The organism is uncultured Phycicoccus sp. (assembly GCF_947495705.1).
GTDB lineage: Bacteria > Actinomycetota > Actinomycetes > Actinomycetales > Dermatophilaceae > Phycicoccus.
This window is the reverse complement of the sequence record NZ_CANLZR010000009.1, coordinates 1-20,205: the sequence shown is the minus strand read 5'-3', so window position 1 is coordinate 20,205 and position 20,205 is coordinate 1. Positions and strand designations below refer to the sequence as shown.

Genomic DNA, 20,205 nt, shown 5'->3' with positions numbered 1-20,205 from the left:
TACTAGTCGCCGGGGGTTCGGGTCCCTACCGTGGGGACCGTGATCGACTACGGCCAGTTCTGCACGGTGGCACGGGGTGCCGAGGTGCTGTGCGACCGGTGGACACCACTGGTCCTGCGTGAGCTGTTGTGCGGGAGCACGCATTTCAACGAGATCCGGCGAGGCGTGCCGCGGATGTCGCCGAGCCTGCTCGCCAAACGGCTGCGCACCCTCGAGGAGTTCGGCGTCGTGCGCCGTACCGAACGGGGGCGTGCCACCTCGTACGAGCTGACCGCGGCCGGGGAGGAGCTGCGGCCGGTCGTGCTCGCCCTCGGCCACTGGGGTGCGCGCTGGATCGGCAGCCGGCTGAGCCCGAACCACCTCGACGCGGGCTTCCTCATGTGGGACATCCGCCGCTTCGCGCGGGTCGCCGAGTTCCCGCGCGACCGCAGGGTCGTCGTGCACTTCCGGCTGCCGGACGCCGCCGACCGGGAGCGGGAGTGGTGGCTCGTCGTCGAGGACGGGGTGGCCGACCTCTGCCGCGACGACCCCGGGCACGACCTCGACGTCGTCGTCCACTCGAGCCTGCGCGCCCTCACGGAGGTGTGGACGGGTGACCGGACCCCCGAGCAGGTGCTGCTGACGCGGGAGGTCCGGCTCGACGGGGCGCCCGGTGACGTGCGCAGCGTCTGGGCCTGGCTGGGGACCAGCGGCTTCGCTCCGACCCGGGCCGCCGCGCTGCGTGCCGCGGCCCCCACCTGACGGGCCGTGACGGCCGGAACGCGGGACGGCCCGACGGCGTTGGACGAGGCATGCACAACCATTTCAACGGCGTGAAGACCGCCGCCCTGTTCGGCGGTCTCTGGGCTCTCCTGCTCCTCCTCGGCTGGTTCCTCGCCGGGTACACGGGCAACAGCGTCTTCATCCTCGTCTTCGCCCTCATCGCGCTCGGCACGAGCGCCTACGGGTACTGGAACTCCGACAAGCTCGCCATCAAGGCGATGCACGCCTACCCGGTCACCGAGGCACAGGCCCCGGCGATGTACCGGATCGTGCGTGAGCTCTCGACCCGGGCCGGCAAGCCGATGCCGCGCCTGTACATGTCGCCGACCCAGGCCCCGAACGCGTTCGCGACCGGCCGCAACCCCGAGAACGCGGCGGTGTGCTGCACCGAGGGCATCCTCGCCCTCCTCGACGAGCGCGAGCTGCGCGGGGTGCTCGGGCACGAGCTCATGCACGTCTACAACCGCGACATCCTCACCGGGTCGGTCGCGGCCGCGATCGCCGGTGTCATCTCCACCGTCGGGCAGTTCCTGTCGTTCGGGATGTTCTTCGGCGGCGGCCGTGACGACGACCGCAACCCGATGGCCGGCCTCGCGCTCGCGCTCCTCGCCCCGATCGCGGCGATGTTCGTCCAGATGGCGATCTCGCGCACCCGCGAGTACGACGCCGACGAGGACGGGGCGCGGCTGACCGGCGACCCGCTCGCCCTCGCCAGCGCGCTGCGCAAGCTCGAGCTGGGGGTGGCTCGGGCACCGCTCGCCCCCACGCGCCAGGTCGTCAACGCGAGCCACATGATGATCGCCAACCCGTTCCGGGCCCAGGACATCTCGCGGCTCATGTCCACCCACCCGCCGATGGCCGAGCGGATCGCCCGTCTCGAGCAGATGGGCTACGGGCACCGCATCAACCCCTGAGCGGGCCCGGCACGCGCGGTGCCGCGGCCGGGGGAGGGCTAGCCTCGACGCGTGAGAGCCGTCGGGTACGACCGCTACGGAGGCCCGGAGGTGCTCCGCGTCCTCGACGTCCCGGTCCCCGTCCCCGGGGGCCGCGAGGTGCTGGTCGCGGTCGCCGCGACGTCGGTCAACCTCTCGGACTGGGAGTGCCTCACAGGCAGCCCGGCGTACGCGCGGCTGGGCGGGCTGCGCCGCCCCGCGCGGCGGGTGCTCGGGTCCGACATCGCCGGGCGGGTCGTGGCGGTCGGCGCCGAGGTCACCGCGTTCCGCCCCGGGGACGAGGTGTACGGCGACAACCTGGCGCTCAAGGGCGGCTTCGCCGAGTACTGCGTCGCGCCGGAGTCGGCCCTGGCGCCCAAGCCGGAGGGCCTGTCCTTCGTCGAGGCGTCCACGATCCCCCAGTCCGGCGTCATCGCGCTCCAGGGCACGGCGGGGGTCCGGCCCGGGATGCGGGTGTGCCTCAACGGTGCCGGTGGCGGCTCCGGTGCGTTCGCCATCCAGCTGGCCGCACGGGCGGGGGCCCACGTCACGGCGGTCGACAACGCCGGCAAGCTCGACTTCATGCGAGCGCTCGGGGCCGACGAGGTGCTGGACCACGCGCGCGCGGACTTCACCCGCAGCGGGCCCTACGACCTGGTCCTGGACCTCGTGGCGGACCGGCCGGTGACCTCCTACCGGCGCGCTCTCGCCCCGGGCGGGACCTACCGGTGCGTCGGCGGCACGACCCGGACGCTGGTGCGGGTCGCGACCGCCGGGTTCGTGCTCGGCCGCCTCACGGGCCGCCACCTCGGGGTGCTCGCCGTCCGCGAAGGACCCGCGCACTTCACCCCGATGGCCGCGCACTGCCTGGCCGGCGAGGTGTCGATCCACGTCGACCGGACGGTCGGTCTGGAGGAGGTGCCCGAGGCGCTGGCCCACGTCGGCGCCGGCCGCGCCCTCGGCAAGGTGGTCGTGGAGGTCGGGTGAGACCTCAGGGCGCGGGGAGCCCGGCCGCGGAGTCGTCGTAGTACTGCCGGTTGCGCAGCCCCGCGGCGGCCGCCTCGTCGAGGCACACGACGGTGTCGGCGTGCCACTGCAGCACGGAGGCGGGCACCGAGGCGCTGAGCGGCCCCTCGAGGGCCGCGGCGACGGCGTCGGCCTTCCCGTCACCGGTCGCGACGAGGACGAGCCGGCGGGCCTGGAGGATCGTGCCCAGCCCCTGGGTGAGGCAGTGCGTGGGGACGTCGTCGGCGTCGGTGAAGAACCGGGCGTTGTCGCGCCGGGTCCGCTCCGAGAGCCGTTTGACCCGGGTCCGCGACGTGAGCGCCGAGCCCGGCTCGTTGAAGCCGAGGTGGCCATTGGCGCCGATCCCGAGGATCTGCACGTCGACCCCGCCGAGGCCGGCGATCCGGGCCTCGTACGCGGCGGCGGCGGCCTCGAGGGACTCCTCGTCGGTGGCCGACCCGTCTGGCACGGCGAGCCGGTCCGGGGCCAGCCCGATGACGTCGCAGACCTCCCGCAGCAGCACCTGGCGGTAGCCCTCGGGGTGTCCCGCCGGCAGGCCGACGTACTCGTCGAGCGCGACCCCGTGGGTCCGCGAGAAGTCCGCCCGGCCCGCGTCGACGGCCCGCCCGAGCTCGCGGTAGAGCCCGAGGGGTGAGGACCCGGTGGCGAGGCCCAGCACGGGGTCGCGGCCCGCGGCGCGGGCCAGGCCGGCGAGCACGGCGTCCGCCGCGTCGGCGGCCGACGCCTCGGGCGAGGGGGCGACGATGACCTGCATCAGGACACCGGGGGGAGCGAGGGCGGCACGGGCATCGCGGTCACGGCCCCCACTGTAGGGATCGAGCACCGGATCCTCGATCGGTGGTGGCGGTCTGGTTGGCTGTGGCCATGCCGTCCCTGACCCGCGACGAGGCCGTCGCCCGCGCCGCCCTGCTCACCGTCGACGCCATGGAGGTCGACCTCGACCTCGACCAGGGGGACGAGACGTTCGGCTCGCGCACGGTGGTGCGCTTCTCGTGCCGCACACCGGGGCTCGCCGGTTTCGCCGACGTCGCGCCCAGGACCCTGCACTCCGCGGTCCTCAACGGCCGCCCCCTGGACCCGGCGACGCTCGCCGACGGCCGACTGCCGCTGCCCGGCCTCGAGGCGCACAACGTCCTCGAGGTGGACGCGACGATGGCCTACGGGCACGACGGCCAGGGGCTGCACCGGGCCACCGACCCCGCCGACGACGAGGACTACGTCTACGGGCACCTCTTCCTCGACGCCGCGCCGCAGGTCTTCGCGTGCTTCGACCAGCCCGACCTCAAGGCGCCCTACACGGTGCGGGTCCGCGCTCCGCGGCACTGGAGCGTCATCGGCAACGGCGCCGCCCGCGAGGTGGAGCCGGGCCGGTGGGATCTCGCGCAGACCCAGCCGCTCGCGACGTACTTCGTCACCGTCTGCGCCGGGCCCTGGGCCACCGTCACCGCCGAGCACGACGGCATCCCGCTGGGGCTGCACGCCCGGCGCTCGCTCGAGGGCCCGCTGCGCGAACAGGCCGAGCGGATGTTCACGACGACCCGCACCTGCTTCGACCACTACCACCGGCTCTTCGGCATCCGCTACCCCTTCGGGGAGTACCACCAGGTGTTCGTCCCGGAGTTCAACGCGGGGGCGATGGAGAACCCCGGCTGTGTGACGCTGCGCGACCAGTACGTCTTCCGTGGGGCGGCGACCCCCGACCAGCTCCTCGAGCGGGACAACACGATCGCCCACGAGATGGCGCACATGTGGTTCGGCGACCTCGTGACGATGCGGTGGTGGGACGACCTGTGGCTCAACGAGTCCTTCGCCGAGTACATGGCGTACCGGGCCTGCGCCGAGGCCCTCGGGGCGCCCGAGACATGGGTCGACTTCGGCATCGTCCGCAAGATGTGGGGGTACGCGGCCGAGCGCTCGCCGAGCACCCACCCGGTCGCCGGGTCGCCCGCCCCGGACGCGCTGTCGGCCCTGCAGAACTTCGACGGCATCTCGTACGCCAAGGGTGCGGCGGTGCTGCGCCAGCTCATCGCCCACATCGGGGACGAGGCGTTCGTCGCGGGCGTCGGCGACCACCTGCGCGCGCATGCCTTCGGCAACGGCGACCTCGCGGAGTTCCTCGACGCGATGTCCCGCGCGGCGGGCCGGCCCCTCGAGGGCTGGGCGGAGGCGTGGCTGCGGACCGCGGGCGCGGACCGGCTCGCCCTCGGCCGCGACGGCGTCCTGACCCGCACGGCGCCGCCCGAGCACCCGGCGGACCGCCCGCACACCCTCGACGTGGCCGCCTTCGACGCCACCGGCGAGGTGCTGCGCCGCCCCGTCGTGCTGGAGGCGGGCAGCGGCGAGGTGCCCGAGGCGGCCGCCCTGGGTGGCGAGACCCTTCTGGTGCCCAACGCCGGCGACCTCACCTGGGCCGAGGTGGTCCTCGACGAGCGGACCCGCTCACTGCTGCCCGCCCATCTCGCTGCGGTGCCCGACCCCGTCGCACGCTCGGTCATCTGGACCGCCCTGCTCGGCGGGATGCACCGGGGCGACGTCGACCCCCGCCTCGTCCTCGACGTCGTCGACGGCGCCTGGCCGCACGAGGACGACCCCCGGCTGCTGTCGCGGGTCGCCGTCGTCGTCACGTCCTCGCTCGTCCCGCTGTTCCTGCCGCCGGAGGACCACGACGACGCGCTCCGGCGGCTGGCGTCGGCCGCCGACACCCTCGGGCGACGCGCGGAGTCCGTGCCGGGACCGGCCGGGGACGCGCTCGCCGTCGCCGCCGCCCGGGTGTGGGCGCGGTCGGGGTCCGACGTCGACCGCCTCGACGCGTGGGTGGCGGGGACCGGGCTGCCGGCGGCACTCACCGGCGACGACGACTTCCGCTGGCTGGTGCTGCGTCGCCTCGCCGCGCTCGACGCGCTGACCGACGCCGGGCTCGCGGACGCCGAGGCCGCGGACCCGTCGCTCGCCGGCCGGCTGGCGGCGATGGGGGTGCGGGCGGGCCGCCCGAGCGCCGAGGCCAAGGCGTGGGCCTGGGAGCGGCTGCGCGACGACGCGGACCTGTCGAACTACGGGGCGCTCGAGCTGGCACGGGCCTTCTGGGCCGCGGCCGACCCCGCGGTCCTGCGGCCCTACGTCGGCGAGGTCGGTGCGCTCCTGGCCCGCCTCGGGTCCCGGATGGGCGAGGACGCCCTCTCGCGGGTCGCGGCCGGGCTGCACCCGAAGAGTCTCGTCGAGGAGGCGACCCTGGAGGCGTCGACGGCGATGCTCGCCCGCGACGACCTGTCGCCGGGGGTCCACCGGGCCCTGCTCGACGAGGACCACGTCCTGCGGGAGGCCCTGCGCAGCCGCGCCCACTTCGGCTGATGCTCGGTCAGCCGGCCCAGAAGCCCCGGTCGCCGAAGAGGTCCCGGTAGGACCCGAGGCCCGCCGGGCCGGTGCGGTCGCCGAGGTAGGAGCCGACGACGGCCGCCCCGAGGTCGCCGAGCTCGGGCGCCACGACCCGGCCGCCGGCCCGCCGGGCCATCGAGTCGACGAACCGGGCGAGCCCGGGGTCCTCGCCGAGCCGGAAGAACGTGACCTGCGCCCCGAGCCGGGCCGACGCGTCGAGCTCGCGGACCGCCAGGGCCAGGGTGCGGGGGTGCGGCGGGTAGTCGAAGAAGACGCTGCCCCCGGGCTCCAGGTGCGAGGTCGGCTCACCGTCGGTGACGACGAGCAGCACCGGCTGGGCGTTCGGGTGCTTGCGGAAGTGCCGGTTGGCGAGGAGCAGGGCGTGGTGGAGGTTGGTGCCCTTGTCCCACTCGGCGTCGAGGGCGGTGAGGGTCTCGATGTCCATCCGGTGGGCGTACCGGGCGAACGCGACGAGCTCGAGGTGGTCGCCCCGGAAACGGGTCGAGATCAGCTGGTGCAGGGCGAGCGCGGTGCGCTTCATCGGCACCCAGCGCCCGTCCATCGCCATCGAGAACGAGGTGTCGACGAGCAGCGCCACGGCCGCCTGGGTGCGCGCCTCGGTCTCGGTGACCTCGATGTCGCGGATGTCGAGCCGCACCCCGAGGCGGGGGTCCGTGCCGTCCGCGGCCGTGCGGGTGATGGCGTTCGTCATCGTCCGCGTCGTGTCCCACGGCTCGGTGTCGCCGAACTCCCAGGCCCGGGTGGCGCCGCTCTGCTCGCCGGCGGTTCCGGCCTGGCGGACGTCGCGCTGGCCGCCTCGGGTCGACAGGCGGCCGGCGACGTCGCGCAGCAGCGACTTGCCGAGCTCGCGCATCGCCTTCGGGGACAGCCGGAGCGTGCCGTCGGCCGCCCGGGTCAGCATCCCGCTGTCGCGCAGCGCCTTCTCGAGGTCGGCGAGCGCCCGGGCGTCGACCGCCGCCTCACCGCCGAGCTGGCGGGCGAGGGCGTCGAGGTCGACGTCGTCCATCCGTGCACCGGGGTGGGACTGGGCGAGCTGGTCGGCGAGCGCATCGAGGTCGGCGAGGTCCTGGAGCACCCCGGTCCCGTCGCCGAGGCCGAGGCCCTGGTCGCCCTCGAACCCCTCCGAGCCGTCCCAGTCCTCGCCCGGGCGCAGCCCCTGCAGCAGGTCGTCGATGCGGGAGAGCTGCTCCATGAGGCTCGGTGACCCGAAGGCCTGCTGCGAGAGCTGCATCAGCTCCTGGCGCTGCTCGGGCGTCATCGAGCGGAGCATCCGCTGGGCGGCCGCCGCGCGGGAGGCGAGGGCGTCGATGAGCTCCTCGACCGTCTCCGGCCGCTCGGGGAAGAAGCCGCCGTGCCGGTCCATGAACCGCGCGAACTGCTCGGCGGTGTCCTCGCCCCGGGCGTGGGCGGCGAGCAGGTCCCCGAGGTCGCGGAGCATCTCCTCGACGGCGGCCCGGTCCTCCTCGGTGGCGCTCTCGAGCGCCTGCTTCATCCCGGCGAAGCGCTGGTCGAGCAGCTCCCGCCCGAGGAGGTCCTTGATCTGCTCGTACTTCTCGCGGCCCTCGCTGCTGCGCCACGAGTAGTCGGCCAGCTCGGTGACCGCGGCCGCCGGGGTGGGCGGGAGGTTCTCGATGCGCACCTCGGCGAAGCGGGCGTCGTCGTCCAGGTCGCGGGCCAGCTGCTTGCGCTCGGCGAGGACGGCGTCGTCGAGCAGGCGCCGCACCTCCTCGAGCGTGCCGTCGAGCGAGTGCTCCCGGAGGAGCTCGCGGCGCCGCTCCGCCACCCGGCGGGCGAGCTCGTCGAGGCCCGTGCGGTCCGCGGTGCCCTGGCGGAGCAGCTCGCGCATCGCCCGGTCGGGGGAGTACCCCGCCATGACGTCCTCGCCGATGGCGTCGAGCGCCTCGCGCAGGTCGACGGGCGGGGCCAGCGGGTCGGGGCCGCCCGTGTAGCGCGCGTAGGACGACCGGCGGGACCGCCGGGGGTGGCGCGGGGCCTCGCTCACCCGTACACCGTCTGGCCGTCGGCGCTGTCCTTGCTGATCCGGCGGGCGAGGTAGAGCCCCTCCAATGCCAGCTCGACCGCGCCCGCCCGCTCGCCCTCGTTCGAGGCGCCGAGCCGGGCGGCGACCTCGTCGTAGAGGGCGGACTCACCGAGCACCGGGAGCGAGTCCAGGAACGCGCGGGCCCCGACCTGCTCGCCCGTCGTCACGAGGGCGCCGTCCTCGATCGCCTCGACGAGCAGCGCGAGGTCGAGGCCGCCGAGGTGCCGCCGGCACGTCTCGGCCGTGGCGGTGCGCAGCAGGTGCCCGAGGATCTCCCGCTCGCGGCCCTCCTCGCCCGTCTCGAGCTCGACCTTGCCGCGCAGCACGTCGAGGGCCGCCTCGAGGTCGACGACCCGGGCCACCGCGACGTCCTCGCCCTGGGTGGTCGCCCGGTGCAGCGCGGCGGCGGCCACCGTCTCGGCGGCCGCGATGGCGAACCGGGCCGAGACCCCGGAGCGCTGGTCGACCGAGCTCGACCCGCGCAGGCCGCGGGTGAACCGCGCGACGATCTCGACGAGGGCGTCCGGCACGGTGGCGACGAGGTGGGCCTCCTGGCGGATGACGGCGACCTCGTCGTCGAGCTCGCGGGGGTAGTGCGTGCGGATCTCGGCGCCGAAGCGGTCCTTGAGCGGGGTGATGATCCGGCCCCGGTTCGTGTAGTCCTCGGGGTTCGCGGAGGCCACGACGAGTACGTCGAGGGGCAGGCGCAGGACGTACCCGCGGATCTGGATGTCGCGCTCCTCCATGACGTTGAGCATCGCGACCTGAATCCGCTCGGCGAGGTCGGGCAGCTCGTTGATCGCGACGACCCCGCGGTGGCTGCGGGGGATGAGACCGAAGTGGATGGTCTCGGGGTCGCCGAGGCGGCGGCCCTCGGCGACCCGCATCGGGTCGACGTCGCCGATGAGGTCGGCGACGCTGGTGTCGGGGGTCGCGAGCTTCTCGCTGTACCGCTCGTCGCGGTGCCGCCACGCGACGGGCAGGGCGTCGCCGAGCTCCGCGGCGCGGCGCCGGGACTCGGTGGTGATCGGCTCGTCCGGGTGCTCACCGAGCTCGGACCCCGCGATGACCGGCGTCCACTCGTCGAGCAGGCCGACGAGGCTGCGCAGCAGCCGGGTCTTGCCCTGCCCGCGCTCGCCGAGCAGGACGATGTCGTGGCCGGCGAGCAGGGCCCGCTCGAGCTGGGGGAGGACGCTCTGGCCGAAACCGTGCAGCCCCGGCCAGGGGTCGCGCCCGTCCCGCAGGGCCGCGAGCAGGTTGGCGCGGATCTCGGCGCGGACCGACCGCGCCGGGTAGCCGGCCGCGCGGAGCTCGCCGGCGGTCGCGATGGCCGGGGGTGCGGTGCGCGCGGTGCTGCCCGCGGGGACCGTGAGGTCGCTCATCTGTTCACGCTACGTCAGGAACCTCGGCGTGGGGAGGGTCCGTCGAGGGTGGGGTCAGCGGTAGTTCGTGTAGGTGAGCGCGACGTCGAGGTCCTGCTCCTTGAGGAGCCGCTGCACCGCCTGCAGGTCGTCGCGGGACTTGCTCGTCACCCGCACCTCGTCACCCTGGATCTGGGTCTTGACGTTCTTGGGTCCCTCGTCCCGGATGATCTTCGTGATCTTCTTCGCGTTCTCGGAGGAGATGCCCTCCTTGAGGGGGACGTCGAGCTTGTATTCCTTGCCGGACAGGCGCGGGCCGGCCTCGGGGACGTCGAGGTGCTTGAGCGACACCCCACGCTTGACGAGCCAGGTCTGGACGACGTCGAGGACGGCCTTGCAGCGCTCCTCGGTGCTGGCCTCCATCTTGATGAGCTCGCCGGCGAGCTCGACGCGGGCGCCGACGCCCTTGAAGTCGTAGCGGTTGGCGATCTCCTTCGCCGCGGTGTTGACGGCGTTGGCGACCTCCTGCTTGTCGTACGTGCTCGCGATGTCGAAGCTGCTGTCGGCCACGGGTCCTCCTCGATTCGGCGGGTCGGATGCGGCTTGCTATCCTTCCATGCGCACCAGGCAGGTTGCCCGAGCGGCCAATGGGAGCGGACTGTAAATCCGTCGCGAAAGCTTCGAAGGTTCGAATCCTTCACCTGCCACCGATGCACGAGAGCCCCCCGGGCCGGCGGAAACGTCGGCCGGGGGGCTCTGCCGTCCCCGCGCGCGCCGGGGCGCCGTCCCCGAGGCGCGCCCCTAGCATCAGGGCCCATGAGCGAGACGACGACGCCTGCACCGACCCCCGCCGCGGTGCTCGACCCCGGTCAGCGCCTCGACCGCAGGCGCACCATCGCGGTCGTCGGCGTGCTGCTCGGCGTCGCCCTCCTCGGGTTCGTCCTGTGGCGGGGCAGCACGTTCGTCCTCTACCTCGTCCTGAGCTGGTTCGTGGCGCTCGCGATGGAGCCGGCCGTGGGCCGGCTGGCGCGGTGGATGCCGCGGGTCGCGGCGACGGCGACGGTCATGGTCTCGCTGCTCCTCGCCGTCACCGCCTTCCTCTGGGCCTTCGGCAGCCTCCTCGTCGACCAGCTGGCGGCGCTGGTGACCGCGGCCCCGGACATCGCCGCGGACGTCCTCGACCGGGTCAACAGCACGACCGGCTCGTCGTACACGGTCGACAACCTGCTCGACCAGGCCGGGCTGTCGCCGGCGGACCTCACCGGGTACGCCCAGAACGTCGCGTTCGGGGTGCTGGGCCTGGTCACGGCGGTCCTGGGTGCCGCGTTCGGCCTGTTCGTCGTCGCCTTCTTCGTCTTCTACGTGTCCGTGGGGATGCCCACGCTGCGCGGCTGGCTGGCCTCGCGGATGCACCCGCGCGTCCAGGTGCCCTTCCTCGCCGCGTGGGACCTCACGAAGGTCAAGGTCGGCGGCTACATCGCGGCCCGGGTGGTCCTCGCGACGATCAACGGGGTCGCGAGCGGCGTCGCCTTCTTCCTCCTCGACCTCCCCTACTGGCTGCCGCTGGCCCTGTGGACCGGGCTCGTCGCCCAGTTCATCCCCAACGTCGGCACGTACATCTCGATCGCCCTGCCGGTGCTCGTCGGGCTCACCTCGGGCGACCCGCTGCTCGGGGTGTGGGTGCTCGCCTGGGGTATCGCCTACCAGCAGGTAGAGAACATCACCATCGAGCCGCGCATCTCGGCGCGCGCCGTCGACGTGCACCCGGCCTTCTCGTTCGGCTCCGCGCTGCTCGGGGCGCAGCTGTTCGGGCTCCCGGGCGCGCTCATGGGCGTGCCGTTCGCGGCGTCGACGATGGCGATGTTCGAGATCTACCAGCGGCGCCACGACGTGACCGCCGAGACCGAGGCCCGGGTCGCCGCGCTCGTGGCCCCCCGCATCGACGGGGAGCCCGACGTCGACGACACCGACCACGCGGAGGGCGCCGAGGCGCCCTGACGACGGGCCCGGACCCGCCACCGGCGTCGCATTACTCGCGCGTCACCTGAGTTCGGTGGCAGGCTCGGGCCATGTTCTCGCGGATCGCCGTCGTCAACCGGGGAGAGGCCGCGATGCGGCTCGTGCACGCCGTGCGCGACCTCAACGCCCAACGCGCACCGGGGGAGGCGCGCACCGAGGTCGTCGCCCTGCACACCGAGGCCGAACGCAACGCCATGTTCGTGCGCGAGTCCGACCTCGCGTACGACCTGGGGCCGGCCTCCGAGCGCCCGTACCTCGACCACGCGAAGCTGGAGCGGGCGCTGCGCGAGACCGGTGCCGACGCGGTCTGGGTCGGCTGGGGCTTCGTCGCCGAGGACCCGGCCTTCGCGCAGCTGTGCCGCGACATCGGGGTCACCTTCATCGGCCCGAGCCCCGAGGCGATGCGCAAGCTCGGCGACAAGATCGGCTCCAAGCTCATCGCCGAGGAGGTCGGGGTCCCCGTCGCGCCGTGGAGCCGGGGCGGGGTGGACACCCTCGAGGACGCCAAGGCCGCCGCCGCGCGCATCGGGTACCCGCTGATGCTCAAGGCCACCGCCGGTGGCGGCGGGCGCGGGATCCGCAAGGTCACCTCGGACGCCGACCTCGACGACGCCTACCAGCGCACCCGCGAGGAGGCCGAGCGGGCCTTCGGGTCCGGCGTCGTCTTCCTCGAGAAGCTCGTCACCGGCGCGCGTCACGTCGAGGTGCAGGTCATCGCCGACGGCCAGGGCACGGCGTGGGCGATCGGGGTGCGCGACTGCTCGGTGCAGCGCCGCAACCAGAAGGTCATCGAGGAGTCCGCCTCGCCGGTGCTCGACGCCGCCCAGGCGGCCGAGGTCAAGGCCTCCGCCGAGCGCCTCGCCGTGGCCGTCGGCTACGCGGGCGCGGGCACCGTCGAGTTCCTGTACCACCCGGGTGACCGGCTCTTCGCGTTCCTCGAGGTCAACACCCGCCTCCAGGTGGAGCACCCCATCACCGAGGTCGTGACCCGCACCGACCTCGTCCGGCTCCAGATCCACGTGGCCGCCGGCGGCCGCCTCGAGGGCGAGCGTCCCGAGGAGCTCGGCCACGCCGTCGAGGCGCGGCTCAACGCTGAGGACCCGGACCGGGACTTCGCCCCGGCGCCGGGCCGCATCGCCCACCTCGAGCTGCCCGCAGGACCCGGCATCCGGGTCGACACCGGGGTGGCCGAGGGCGACACCATCCCCGCCGACTTCGACTCGATGATCGCCAAGATCATCGCCTCCGGCCGCGACCGCGAGGAGGCGCTGGCCCGCCTGCGCCGGGCGATGCGCGAGACGACGGTGGTCATCGAGGGCGGGGCGACGAACAAGTCCTTCATCCTCGAGCTTCTCGACCAGCCCGAGGTCATCGACGGCTCGGCCGACACCGGCTGGATCGACCGGGTCCGCGGCGAGGGCCGTCTCGTCGCCACCGAGCACTCCGGGGTCGCCCTCGTCGCGGCCGGCATCGAGTCCTACCTCGACGCCGAGGCCATCGAGCGGACCCGCCTGCTCGAGACGGCCCGCGGAGGCCGGCCCCAGGCCCAGCACGTCGTCGGCCGGGCGGTCGACCTCAAGCTGCGCGGGACGGCCTACAAGGTCACCGTCCTGCGCACCGGTCCGGCGCGCTTCCGGGTCTCGGTCGCCGACCCGAGCGGCACCGCACACACCGTCGAGGCCGACCTCGAGCGGATGGCCGGGTACGCCAGCCGGCTGCGCGTGGGGGAGCGCAACCACCGCCTGATCACCGCCGCCCACGGCCCCACCCAGCTGGTCGAGGTCGACGGTGTCACCCACCGGGTCAGCCGCGACGAAGGCGGCGTGCTCCGGTCACCCGCCCCCGCGCTCGTCGTCGCGACGCCGGTCCCCGTGGGCCAGGAGGTCGCGGCCGGTGCCCCCGTCCTCGTCCTGGAGTCGATGAAGATGGAGACGGTGCTGCCCGCCCCGTTCTCCGGCCGGGTCAAGGAGCTGCTCGTCGCGACGGGTAGCCAGGTCGAGACCGGCGCCGCCCTCGTCCGCCTCGAGCCCACCGGCGACGCGACCGAGGTGGCCGAGGACGCCGGCGACGGGGTCGACCTCGACCTGCCGGACGTCGCCGTCGACGGCGACCCGGCGCAGCGGGCGGCCCGCGGGCGGGCCGAGCTGTCGGCGATGATCCTCGGCTACGACCTCGACCCTGCCGACGAGGGCAGGGCGCTCGCGGACTACCTCGAGGCGCGGGACGCCCTGGTGGACAGCGGGCTCGACGCCGTCCATGACGAGATCGGACTGCTCACGGTCTTCGCCGACCTCGCCGAGCTCGCGCGCAACCGGCCGGTCGAGGAGGAGGCGCACGTCGAGCTCCGGGTGCACAGCCCCCGCGAGCACTTCCGCACCTACCTCCAGACCCTCGACACCGAGCGCGGTGGCCTGCCGGCCGACTTCGTCGCCCGGCTCGAGCGGGTGCTCGTGCACCACGGGGTCACCGGGTTCGAGCGCACCCCCGCCCTCGAGGGCGCGGTGTTCCGGGTGTTCCTGTCCCAGCAGCGCTCCACCCCCGAGGTCGCGATGGCCACCTCGATCCTCCAGCGCTGGCTCGCCGAGCCGGCACCCCGGCCGCCGGCCGACGCCGAGGCCCGTGACCTCCTCGACCGCCTCGTCGTCGCGACCCAGCTGCGCTTCCCGATCGTCGGCGACCTCGCGCGCAGCGTCCGCTTCCGGTGGTTCGACCAGCCGCTCGTCGACGCCGACCGGGCGGCGGTGCTCGGCTCGGTCGGCACCGAGCTCGACGAGATCGACGCGCTGCCGCCCGGTGCCGACCGCACGGCCCGGGTCGACGCCCTCGCCGCCATCCCGGAGCGCATCGTCCGCTTCCTCGGCGACCGGCTCCGCCGCGGCGTCGCCGAGCGGGAGCCGATGCTCGAGGTCCTCGTCAAGCGGCACTACCGCGGGTACCACCTCGACGGCCTCCGCGAGGCGACGGTCGGCGGGCGGTCGTTGACCACGGCCGACTACCGCCTCGACGCGCGCGCCACCCGGCTCGTCAGCACGATCGGCACGGTCGACGAGCTGACGCCGGACGGCCCGCTCGCGGGGCTGCTCGCAGACGCCGTCGCGGCCCGGCCCGACGGCCACGACGCCGTCGTCGACCTGTACGTGCACCACCCCGACCTGCCCACCGACCCGGACGTGGCGTCGGCGCAGCTGCAGGACCTGCTCACGGCGATGGCGTTCACCCACGAGTGCCGCCGGGTGGCCGTCGGGGTCGTGCCCGACGACGGCCGGGAGGTCGGGTACTTCACCTTCCGCGCCCAGGGCGACGGCACGCTCGCCGAGGACACCCCGGTGCGGGGCGTGCACCCGATGGTCGGGCGGAGGCTGAACCTGTGGCGTCTGCGCGACTTCGAGCTGACCCGGCTCGACGCGCCCGACGACGTGCTCATCCTCCACGCGGTCGCCAAGGGCAACCCCCAGGACCAGCGGCTCGTCGCGCTCGCCCAGGTGCGCCAGCTCGTCGTGGTCCGCGACGACGAGGGGCGGGTCACCGCCCTGCCGCACGTCGAGCGGGCCCTGGCGAACTGCCTCGAGGCCGTCCGCCGGGCACGGGCGGCGATCGGCGGGGGCGCCCGCCTCGACATGAACCACGTGTGGCTGCACATCTGGCCGCCGATCGAGGCCGACCTCGACCAGCTGACCGCGCTCCAGGGCAAGGTCGCGCCGATCACGGCCGGAGCCGGGATCGAGGAGGTGCGGATCGAAGGGTCGATCGCCGGCGACCACGACCACACCGTCCCGATCTGTGCCCGCTTCACCTACCAGCCCGGCTCCGGGGTCACCTTCACCGTGGAGCAGCCGCCGACCGAGCGGCTGCGTCCCCTGGACGCCTACGCCGAGAAGGTCGTCCGCGCCCGGCGCCGCGGCCTCGTCTACCCCTACGAGCTGGTCTCGATGATCTCCGGCGGTGGCGGCAAGGCCGTCGAGTACGACCTCGACGAGTCTGGTCGGCTGGCTCCCGTCGACCGGCCGTACGGCGAGAACACCGCGGGGATGATCTGCGGTGTCGTCACGACCCCCACGCCCCTGCACCCCGAGGGCGTCACCCGCGTGCTGCTCTGCGGGGACCCGCTGCGCGCGCTGGGCGCGGTCGCCGAGCCCGAGTGCCGGCGGGTCATCGCCGCTCTCGACCTCGCGGAGGAGCTGGGGCTGCCCGTCGAGTGGTTCGCGCTGTCGGCCGGCGCCCGGATCTCGATGGACTCGGGCACCGAGAACATGGACTGGGTCGCCAAGGCCCTGAAGCGGATCATCGAGTTCACCCAGGACGGCGGCGAGATCAACGTCGTCGTCGCCGGGATCAACGTCGGCGCCCAGCCGTACTGGAACGCCGAGGCGACGATGCTCATGCACACCAAGGGCATCCTCGTCATGACCCCGGACTCCGCGATGGTCCTCACCGGCAAGCAGTCCCTGGACTTCTCCGGCGGCGTCTCGGCCGAGGACAACTTCGGCATCGGCGGCTACGACCGGGTGATGGGGCCCAACGGCCAGGCCCAGTACTGGGCCAAGGACCTCGTCGACGCGTACGGCGTCCTCCTGGCGCACTACGAGTCGACCTGGGTGGCCCCCGGCGAGGCCGGACCGCGGCGGGCGCCGACGGCCGACCCCGCCGACCGCGACGTCACGACCTACCCGCACCGGCTCGACGGCAGCGACTTCACGACCGTCGGCGACATCTTCTCGGTCGCCACCAACCCCGACCGCAAGAAGGCCTTCGACATCCGCACGGTGATGCGCGCCGTCGCCGACCAGGACCACGCCACCCTCGAGCGCTGGGCCGGCATGGCCGACGCCGAGACGGCGGTCGTCCTCGACGCGCGGATCGGCGGCATCCCCGTTGCGCTGCTCGGCATCGAGTCCACGTCCATCCCGCGGCGCGGGTTCCCGCCCACCGACGGCCCGGACGTCTACACCGCGGGGACGCTCTTCCCGCGGTCCTCGAAGAAGGCTGCGCGGTTCATCAACGCCGCGAGCGGCAACCGCCCGCTCGTCGTCCTCGCCAACCTGTCCGGCTTCGACGGGTCCCCGGACTCGATGCGCAGCCTCCAGCTGGAGTACGGCGCCGAGATCGGCCGGGCCATCGTCAACTTCGAGGGCCCGATCGTCTTCGTCGTCGTCTCCCGGTACCACGGTGGCGCGTTCGTCGTCTTCTCCAAGGCCCTGAACGAGCGGATGACGGTGCTGGCGGTCGAGGGGTCCTACGCGTCGGTCATCGGCGGGGCCCCGGCGGCCGCGGTCGTCTTCGCCCGCGACGTCGACGCCCGCACCGCGGCGGACCCCCGGGTCGCCGACCTCGAGGTCGCGCTGCGCGAGGCCGACCCGTCCCAGCGGGCCCTGCTCGCCACCGAGCTGGCGGCGGTGCGCCAGGCCGTGCGGGCCGAGATGCTCGGCAAGGTCGCGTCCGAGTTCGACCGGGTCCACGACATCCACCGGGCGGTCCAGGTCGGCTCGGTCGACGCCGTCATCGCCCCGGCGGAGATCCGGCCGCGCATCATCGCCGCCCTCGAGGCCGAGCTGGCACCGGGCGAGGTCCCGGCCGCCGACGGCTGACCGCGGGCCGACACGGCGACGGGCCGGTGACCGTGATGGTCACCGGCCCGTCGCCGTGCGGGGCGGGGTGGATCAGTGCAGCTCCTCGCCCTTGAGGTGGGCCGCCACCAGCTTGGTGCGGCCGGGGTAGCGGATCTCCTCGACGAGCTCCTGCATGATCGGCGACGGCTTCTCGGTGAACTGCGACACCGCGATCGTCACGACGAAGTTGATGATCATGCCGACGGTCCCGAACCCGGTCTCGGGGATGCCCCAGATGCCGTCGGAGTTCCCGTAGATGTCGATCGTCCAGACCATGTAGGCCATCGTCACGACGAGGCCGGTGATCATGCCCCACATCGCGCCCTTGGCCGTGCAGTTCTTCCAGAAGATGCCGAGCACGAGGACCGGGAAGAAGCTCGCGGCCGCCAGGCCGAACGCCAGGGCCACCACCTGGGCGACGAACCCGGGAGGGTTGATGCCGAGGTAGCCGGCGACGACGATCGCCGCGCCCATCGCGATCCGGCCGACGAGCAGCTGCTGCTTCTCGCTGGCCGCCGGGTTGATCTTCTTGTAGTACACGTCGTTCGCCACCGAGGACGAGATGACGAGCAGCAGCCCGGAGGCCGTCGAGAGGGCCGCCGCGAGCGCACCGGCCGCGACGAGTCCGACGATGGGCGCCGGGAGGCCGCCGATCTCCGGGCTCGCGAGGACGATGATGTCGTTGTTGATGAACAGTTCGTTGGCCGTCTGCGACGTGGCGCCGGTGAAGTTGATGACGCCGTCACCGTTGAGGTCGGTCACCGGCGGGAGGCTGCCGTCGGCCGCCTTCGGCCCGCTGATGAGACCCACCTGGGCCCAGGTGTTGAACCACCCGGGCATGTCCGCGAGGGACTTGCCGCTGACGTCGTTGATGATCTGCAGCTTCGAGAACGCGGCCACCGACGGCGCCGTCGTGTAGAGCAGCGAGATGAAGAACAACGCCCAGAGGGCCGAGAACCGCGCCGCGCGCACCGACTTGGCCGTGTAGAAGCGGACGATGACGTGGGGCAGGCCGGCGGTGCCGAACATCAGCGCCGCGGTGATGAGCACCATGTTCATCCGGGAGGTCTGGGTGAACGCCTCGGTGTACTGCGCGAAGCCCAGGTCCTGCTGGAGCCCGTTGAGCTCGTCGAGGATGCGCCCGAACCCGATCTGCGGGAGCGGGACCCCCGTGACCTTGGCCGACACCGCGACCGCCGGGATCAGGTAGGCGATGATGAGGACGGTGTACTGCGCCACCTGGGTCCAGGTGATGCCCTTCATGCCGCCGAGGACGGCGTAGAAGAAGACGATCGCCATGCCGATGACGACGCCGGTCGTCGTGTTGACGTTGAGGAACCGGGTGAAGACGAGACCCACGCCGGCCATCTGCCCCGCGACGTAGACGAACGAGACGACGATCGCCGCGACGACCGCGACGAGGCGGGCGGTCTCGTTGTACCGGTCGCCGACGAAGTCCGGGATCGTGTACTTGCCGAACTTGCGCAGGTAGGGGGCGAGCAGGAGGGCCAGGAGCACGTACCCACCGGTCCAGCCCATGAGGTACACCGAGCCGGCGTAGCCGTTGCCCGCGAAGGCGACGATGCCGGCGAGCGAGATGAACGACGCGGCGCTCATCCAGTCGGCGGCGATGGCGGCGCCGTTGGCGTAGGCGGGGATGCCGCCGCCGGCGACGTAGAAGCCGGCGGTGTCGGAGACGCGGCTCCGGTAGGCGATCCCGATGTAGATGCTGAACGTGATGACCGCGAAGACGAGGGTCCAGAGCTGGATGTCGGTCACGGGTGGTGCACCTCGCTCTCGGTCTCGCCGACCCCGAACTCGTCGTCGAGCTTGTCCATCCGCCACACGTAGACCGCGATGAGGACGACGAACACGATGATCGAGCCCTGCTGGGCGAACCAGAACCCGAGCGGGAAGCCGATGAACGTCAGGGAGTTCAACGCATCGACGAACACGATCCCCGCTCCGTAGGACACCAGGGCCCAGATCGTGAGGAGCACTGCCATGAGTCTGAGGTTTCTGCGCCAGTAGTCCCGGCGCGCGTTGTCGTCCATCGGACTTCGCCTCCTTGCGAATCCTCCGAGTCCCCGACCGGCCCGGTTGGTCGGCAATGAAACAGGGGGCCTCGGTGCTCTCTCAACACCCAGGGGGGTCCGGGGCTCGATCGTGCGGTGAACGGTCGGGGCGGGGCGGCCGACAGCGCGCGGGCGGCGACGAGCGGTCGACCACCGGGGGTGGGCGGTCCGATCCGACCGCTCGTCGGCCCTGCCCCGCCGTTCGACCCCCACCCCACGGCAGGATGCGGACAGCCGGTTCCGCGGGCACCTACGATCCCCGGCATGAGCCAGAGCACGTCAGCCGCCGCCCCCGTGCGGGTCCGCCGCCGGATGGAGCCCGCGCGCAAGCGTCTGCTCCTCGCCGCGCTCATGGCACTGGTCGGGGCCTTCCTGCCGTGGCTCTACACGGGAGTGGGCAACATCAACGGCGCTCGCGGCGCCGGCCTCTGGGTCGCCTACGCCGCCGTCTTCGGGGTGGCGGGTGCGCTCATGCCGATGCGCCGGGTGTCCGCCGTCCAGGCAGCCGTCCTCGCTGCCGTCGCTCTCGCGCTCCCCATCTGGCAGCTCGTGCACCTCGCGGGGCTCGTGGGCTTCGAGGGGTGGATGCCGGGCCCCGGCATCATCATGTGCCTCGGTGGCGGGGTTCTCGCCGCGGTCGCCGGTCGGCAGCTCTGGCAGCCCCCCGCCCAGGACTGAGCATCCCGGCGTAGTCGGCTCTGCCGCACCCGAATCCCTGTGGACAAGTGCTTGTCGTCGTACGGGTGTTCGAGTAGGATGAGGCATGGACAGGGGGCAGCTGAGCAGCCGCATCGCGGCACTGCGGGTGGAGTGCGCGGCGGTGGGTCGGGGGCTGGCCGACGGGGGTCGGGGGCTGTCGGCGGAGGAGTGCTTCGAGGTCGCGGGTGAGCTGCAGGGGCTGGTCAACGCGGCTGAGGGGGCGCAGGCGGTGGCGGCGGCGTGGGGGGCTCGGGTCGAGACGACGATGCGGGAGTCGGGGCCGTGGGAGCG

At 73.4% G+C, this 20,205-nt stretch carries 14 protein-coding genes and 1 tRNA gene; 9 read left to right on the top strand and 6 right to left on the bottom strand.

Going from position 1 to position 20,205, the window contains the following annotated elements:
• Positions 1 to 39 precede the first annotated feature (39 nt).
• The 3 genes from Q0963_RS12715 to Q0963_RS12705 are packed head-to-tail and all read left to right on the top strand — an operon-like array spanning position 40 to position 2,681.
• Positions 40 to 741, top strand: a complete 702-nt coding sequence (locus Q0963_RS12715; RefSeq protein WP_299446392.1) for a helix-turn-helix domain-containing protein — start codon at positions 40 to 42, stop codon at positions 739 to 741.
• A 50-nt stretch (positions 742 to 791) separates the two neighbouring features.
• Complete coding sequence (gene htpX / locus Q0963_RS12710) at positions 792 to 1,676, top strand: zinc metalloprotease HtpX (protein WP_299446390.1); 885 nt, start codon at positions 792 to 794, stop codon at positions 1,674 to 1,676.
• A 51-nt stretch (positions 1,677 to 1,727) separates the two neighbouring features.
• Entirely contained in the window at positions 1,728 to 2,681 is a 954-nt protein-coding gene (locus Q0963_RS12705) for an NAD(P)-dependent alcohol dehydrogenase (RefSeq protein ID WP_299446388.1), read from the top strand.
• Positions 2,682 to 2,685: 4 nt separating this feature from the next.
• Here Q0963_RS12705 and Q0963_RS12700 read toward each other — a convergent pair whose 3' ends face one another.
• Positions 2,686 to 3,474: a glucosamine-6-phosphate deaminase gene (locus Q0963_RS12700; protein ID WP_299446386.1), complete on the bottom strand. Its 789-nt coding sequence runs from the start codon at positions 3,472 to 3,474 to the stop codon at positions 2,686 to 2,688.
• A 110-nt stretch (positions 3,475 to 3,584) separates the two neighbouring features.
• On the opposite strand from Q0963_RS12700, the gene pepN reads away from it, so the two are divergent.
• A complete protein-coding gene (pepN, locus tag Q0963_RS12695; protein ID WP_299446384.1) occupies positions 3,585 to 6,068 on the top strand; it encodes an aminopeptidase N in 2,484 nt (827 codons plus the stop codon).
• Between the two features lie 7 nt (positions 6,069 to 6,075).
• Here pepN and Q0963_RS12690 read toward each other — a convergent pair whose 3' ends face one another.
• From Q0963_RS12690 to Q0963_RS12680, 3 genes are read right to left on the bottom strand one after another with little or no spacing between them, the layout of a single operon-like run.
• Positions 6,076 to 8,115, bottom strand: coding sequence for a VWA domain-containing protein (locus tag Q0963_RS12690; protein ID WP_299446382.1), 2,040 nt, complete (start codon positions 8,113 to 8,115; stop codon positions 6,076 to 6,078).
• Positions 8,112 to 9,536, bottom strand: coding sequence for a magnesium chelatase (locus Q0963_RS12685; RefSeq protein WP_299446380.1), 1,425 nt, complete (start codon positions 9,534 to 9,536; stop codon positions 8,112 to 8,114). Before Q0963_RS12685 ends, Q0963_RS12690 begins: the two co-directional genes overlap by 4 nt.
• Before the next feature lie 54 nt (positions 9,537 to 9,590).
• Positions 9,591 to 10,085, bottom strand: coding sequence for a YajQ family cyclic di-GMP-binding protein (locus tag Q0963_RS12680; RefSeq protein WP_299446378.1), 495 nt, complete (start codon positions 10,083 to 10,085; stop codon positions 9,591 to 9,593).
• Positions 10,086 to 10,141: 56 nt separating this feature from the next.
• Between Q0963_RS12680 and Q0963_RS12675 the strand changes: the two genes are divergently transcribed.
• The 3 genes from Q0963_RS12675 to Q0963_RS12665 all read left to right on the top strand — a co-directional run bounded on the left by Q0963_RS12675 (position 10,142) and on the right by Q0963_RS12665 (position 17,119).
• A tRNA-Tyr gene (locus Q0963_RS12675) sits at positions 10,142 to 10,222 on the top strand.
• 109 nt (positions 10,223 to 10,331) lie between these two features.
• Complete coding sequence (locus Q0963_RS12670; protein WP_299446376.1) at positions 10,332 to 11,513, top strand: AI-2E family transporter; 1,182 nt, start codon at positions 10,332 to 10,334, stop codon at positions 11,511 to 11,513.
• 71 nt (positions 11,514 to 11,584) lie between these two features.
• Positions 11,585 to 17,119, top strand: a complete 5,535-nt coding sequence (locus Q0963_RS12665) for a carboxyl transferase domain-containing protein (RefSeq protein WP_299446374.1) — start codon at positions 11,585 to 11,587, stop codon at positions 17,117 to 17,119.
• Positions 17,120 to 17,191: 72 nt separating this feature from the next.
• On the opposite strand, the gene Q0963_RS12660 is transcribed toward Q0963_RS12665, so the two are convergent.
• Positions 17,192 to 18,919, bottom strand: a complete 1,728-nt coding sequence (locus Q0963_RS12660) for a sodium:solute symporter family protein (protein ID WP_299446372.1) — start codon at positions 18,917 to 18,919, stop codon at positions 17,192 to 17,194.
• The gene (locus Q0963_RS12655) at positions 18,916 to 19,194 is read right to left on the bottom strand and encodes a DUF4212 domain-containing protein (protein WP_299446370.1); all 279 of its coding nucleotides are present in this window, start codon (positions 19,192 to 19,194) and stop codon (positions 18,916 to 18,918) included. Before Q0963_RS12655 ends, Q0963_RS12660 begins: the two co-directional genes overlap by 4 nt.
• Before the next feature lie 285 nt (positions 19,195 to 19,479).
• Between Q0963_RS12655 and Q0963_RS12650 the strand changes: the two genes are divergently transcribed.
• Both Q0963_RS12650 and Q0963_RS12645 read left to right on the top strand, forming a co-directional pair.
• Complete coding sequence (locus Q0963_RS12650; RefSeq protein ID WP_299446368.1) at positions 19,480 to 19,893, top strand: hypothetical protein; 414 nt, start codon at positions 19,480 to 19,482, stop codon at positions 19,891 to 19,893.
• Positions 19,894 to 19,978: 85 nt separating this feature from the next.
• A partial coding sequence (locus tag Q0963_RS12645) for a hypothetical protein (RefSeq protein WP_299446366.1) occupies positions 19,979 to 20,205 on the top strand: 227 nt, incomplete at its 3' end.

Excerpts from the sequence above, each read along its gene's own strand:
- htpX (WP_299446390.1), top strand. The coding sequence starts at position 792 with ATGCACAACCATTTCAACGGCGTGAAGACCGCCGCCCTGTTCGGCGGT.
- Q0963_RS12700 (WP_299446386.1), bottom strand. The coding sequence starts at position 3,474 with ATGCAGGTCATCGTCGCCCCCTCGCCCGAGGCGTCGGCCGCCGACGCG.
- pepN (WP_299446384.1), top strand. The coding sequence starts at position 3,585 with ATGCCGTCCCTGACCCGCGACGAGGCCGTCGCCCGCGCCGCCCTGCTC.
- Q0963_RS12685 (WP_299446380.1), bottom strand. The coding sequence starts at position 9,536 with ATGAGCGACCTCACGGTCCCCGCGGGCAGCACCGCGCGCACCGCACCC.
- Q0963_RS12670 (WP_299446376.1), top strand. The coding sequence starts at position 10,332 with ATGAGCGAGACGACGACGCCTGCACCGACCCCCGCCGCGGTGCTCGAC.
- Q0963_RS12665 (WP_299446374.1), top strand. The coding sequence starts at position 11,585 with ATGTTCTCGCGGATCGCCGTCGTCAACCGGGGAGAGGCCGCGATGCGG.
- Q0963_RS12655 (WP_299446370.1), bottom strand. The coding sequence starts at position 19,194 with ATGGACGACAACGCGCGCCGGGACTACTGGCGCAGAAACCTCAGACTC.
- Q0963_RS12650 (WP_299446368.1), top strand. The coding sequence starts at position 19,480 with ATGAGCCAGAGCACGTCAGCCGCCGCCCCCGTGCGGGTCCGCCGCCGG.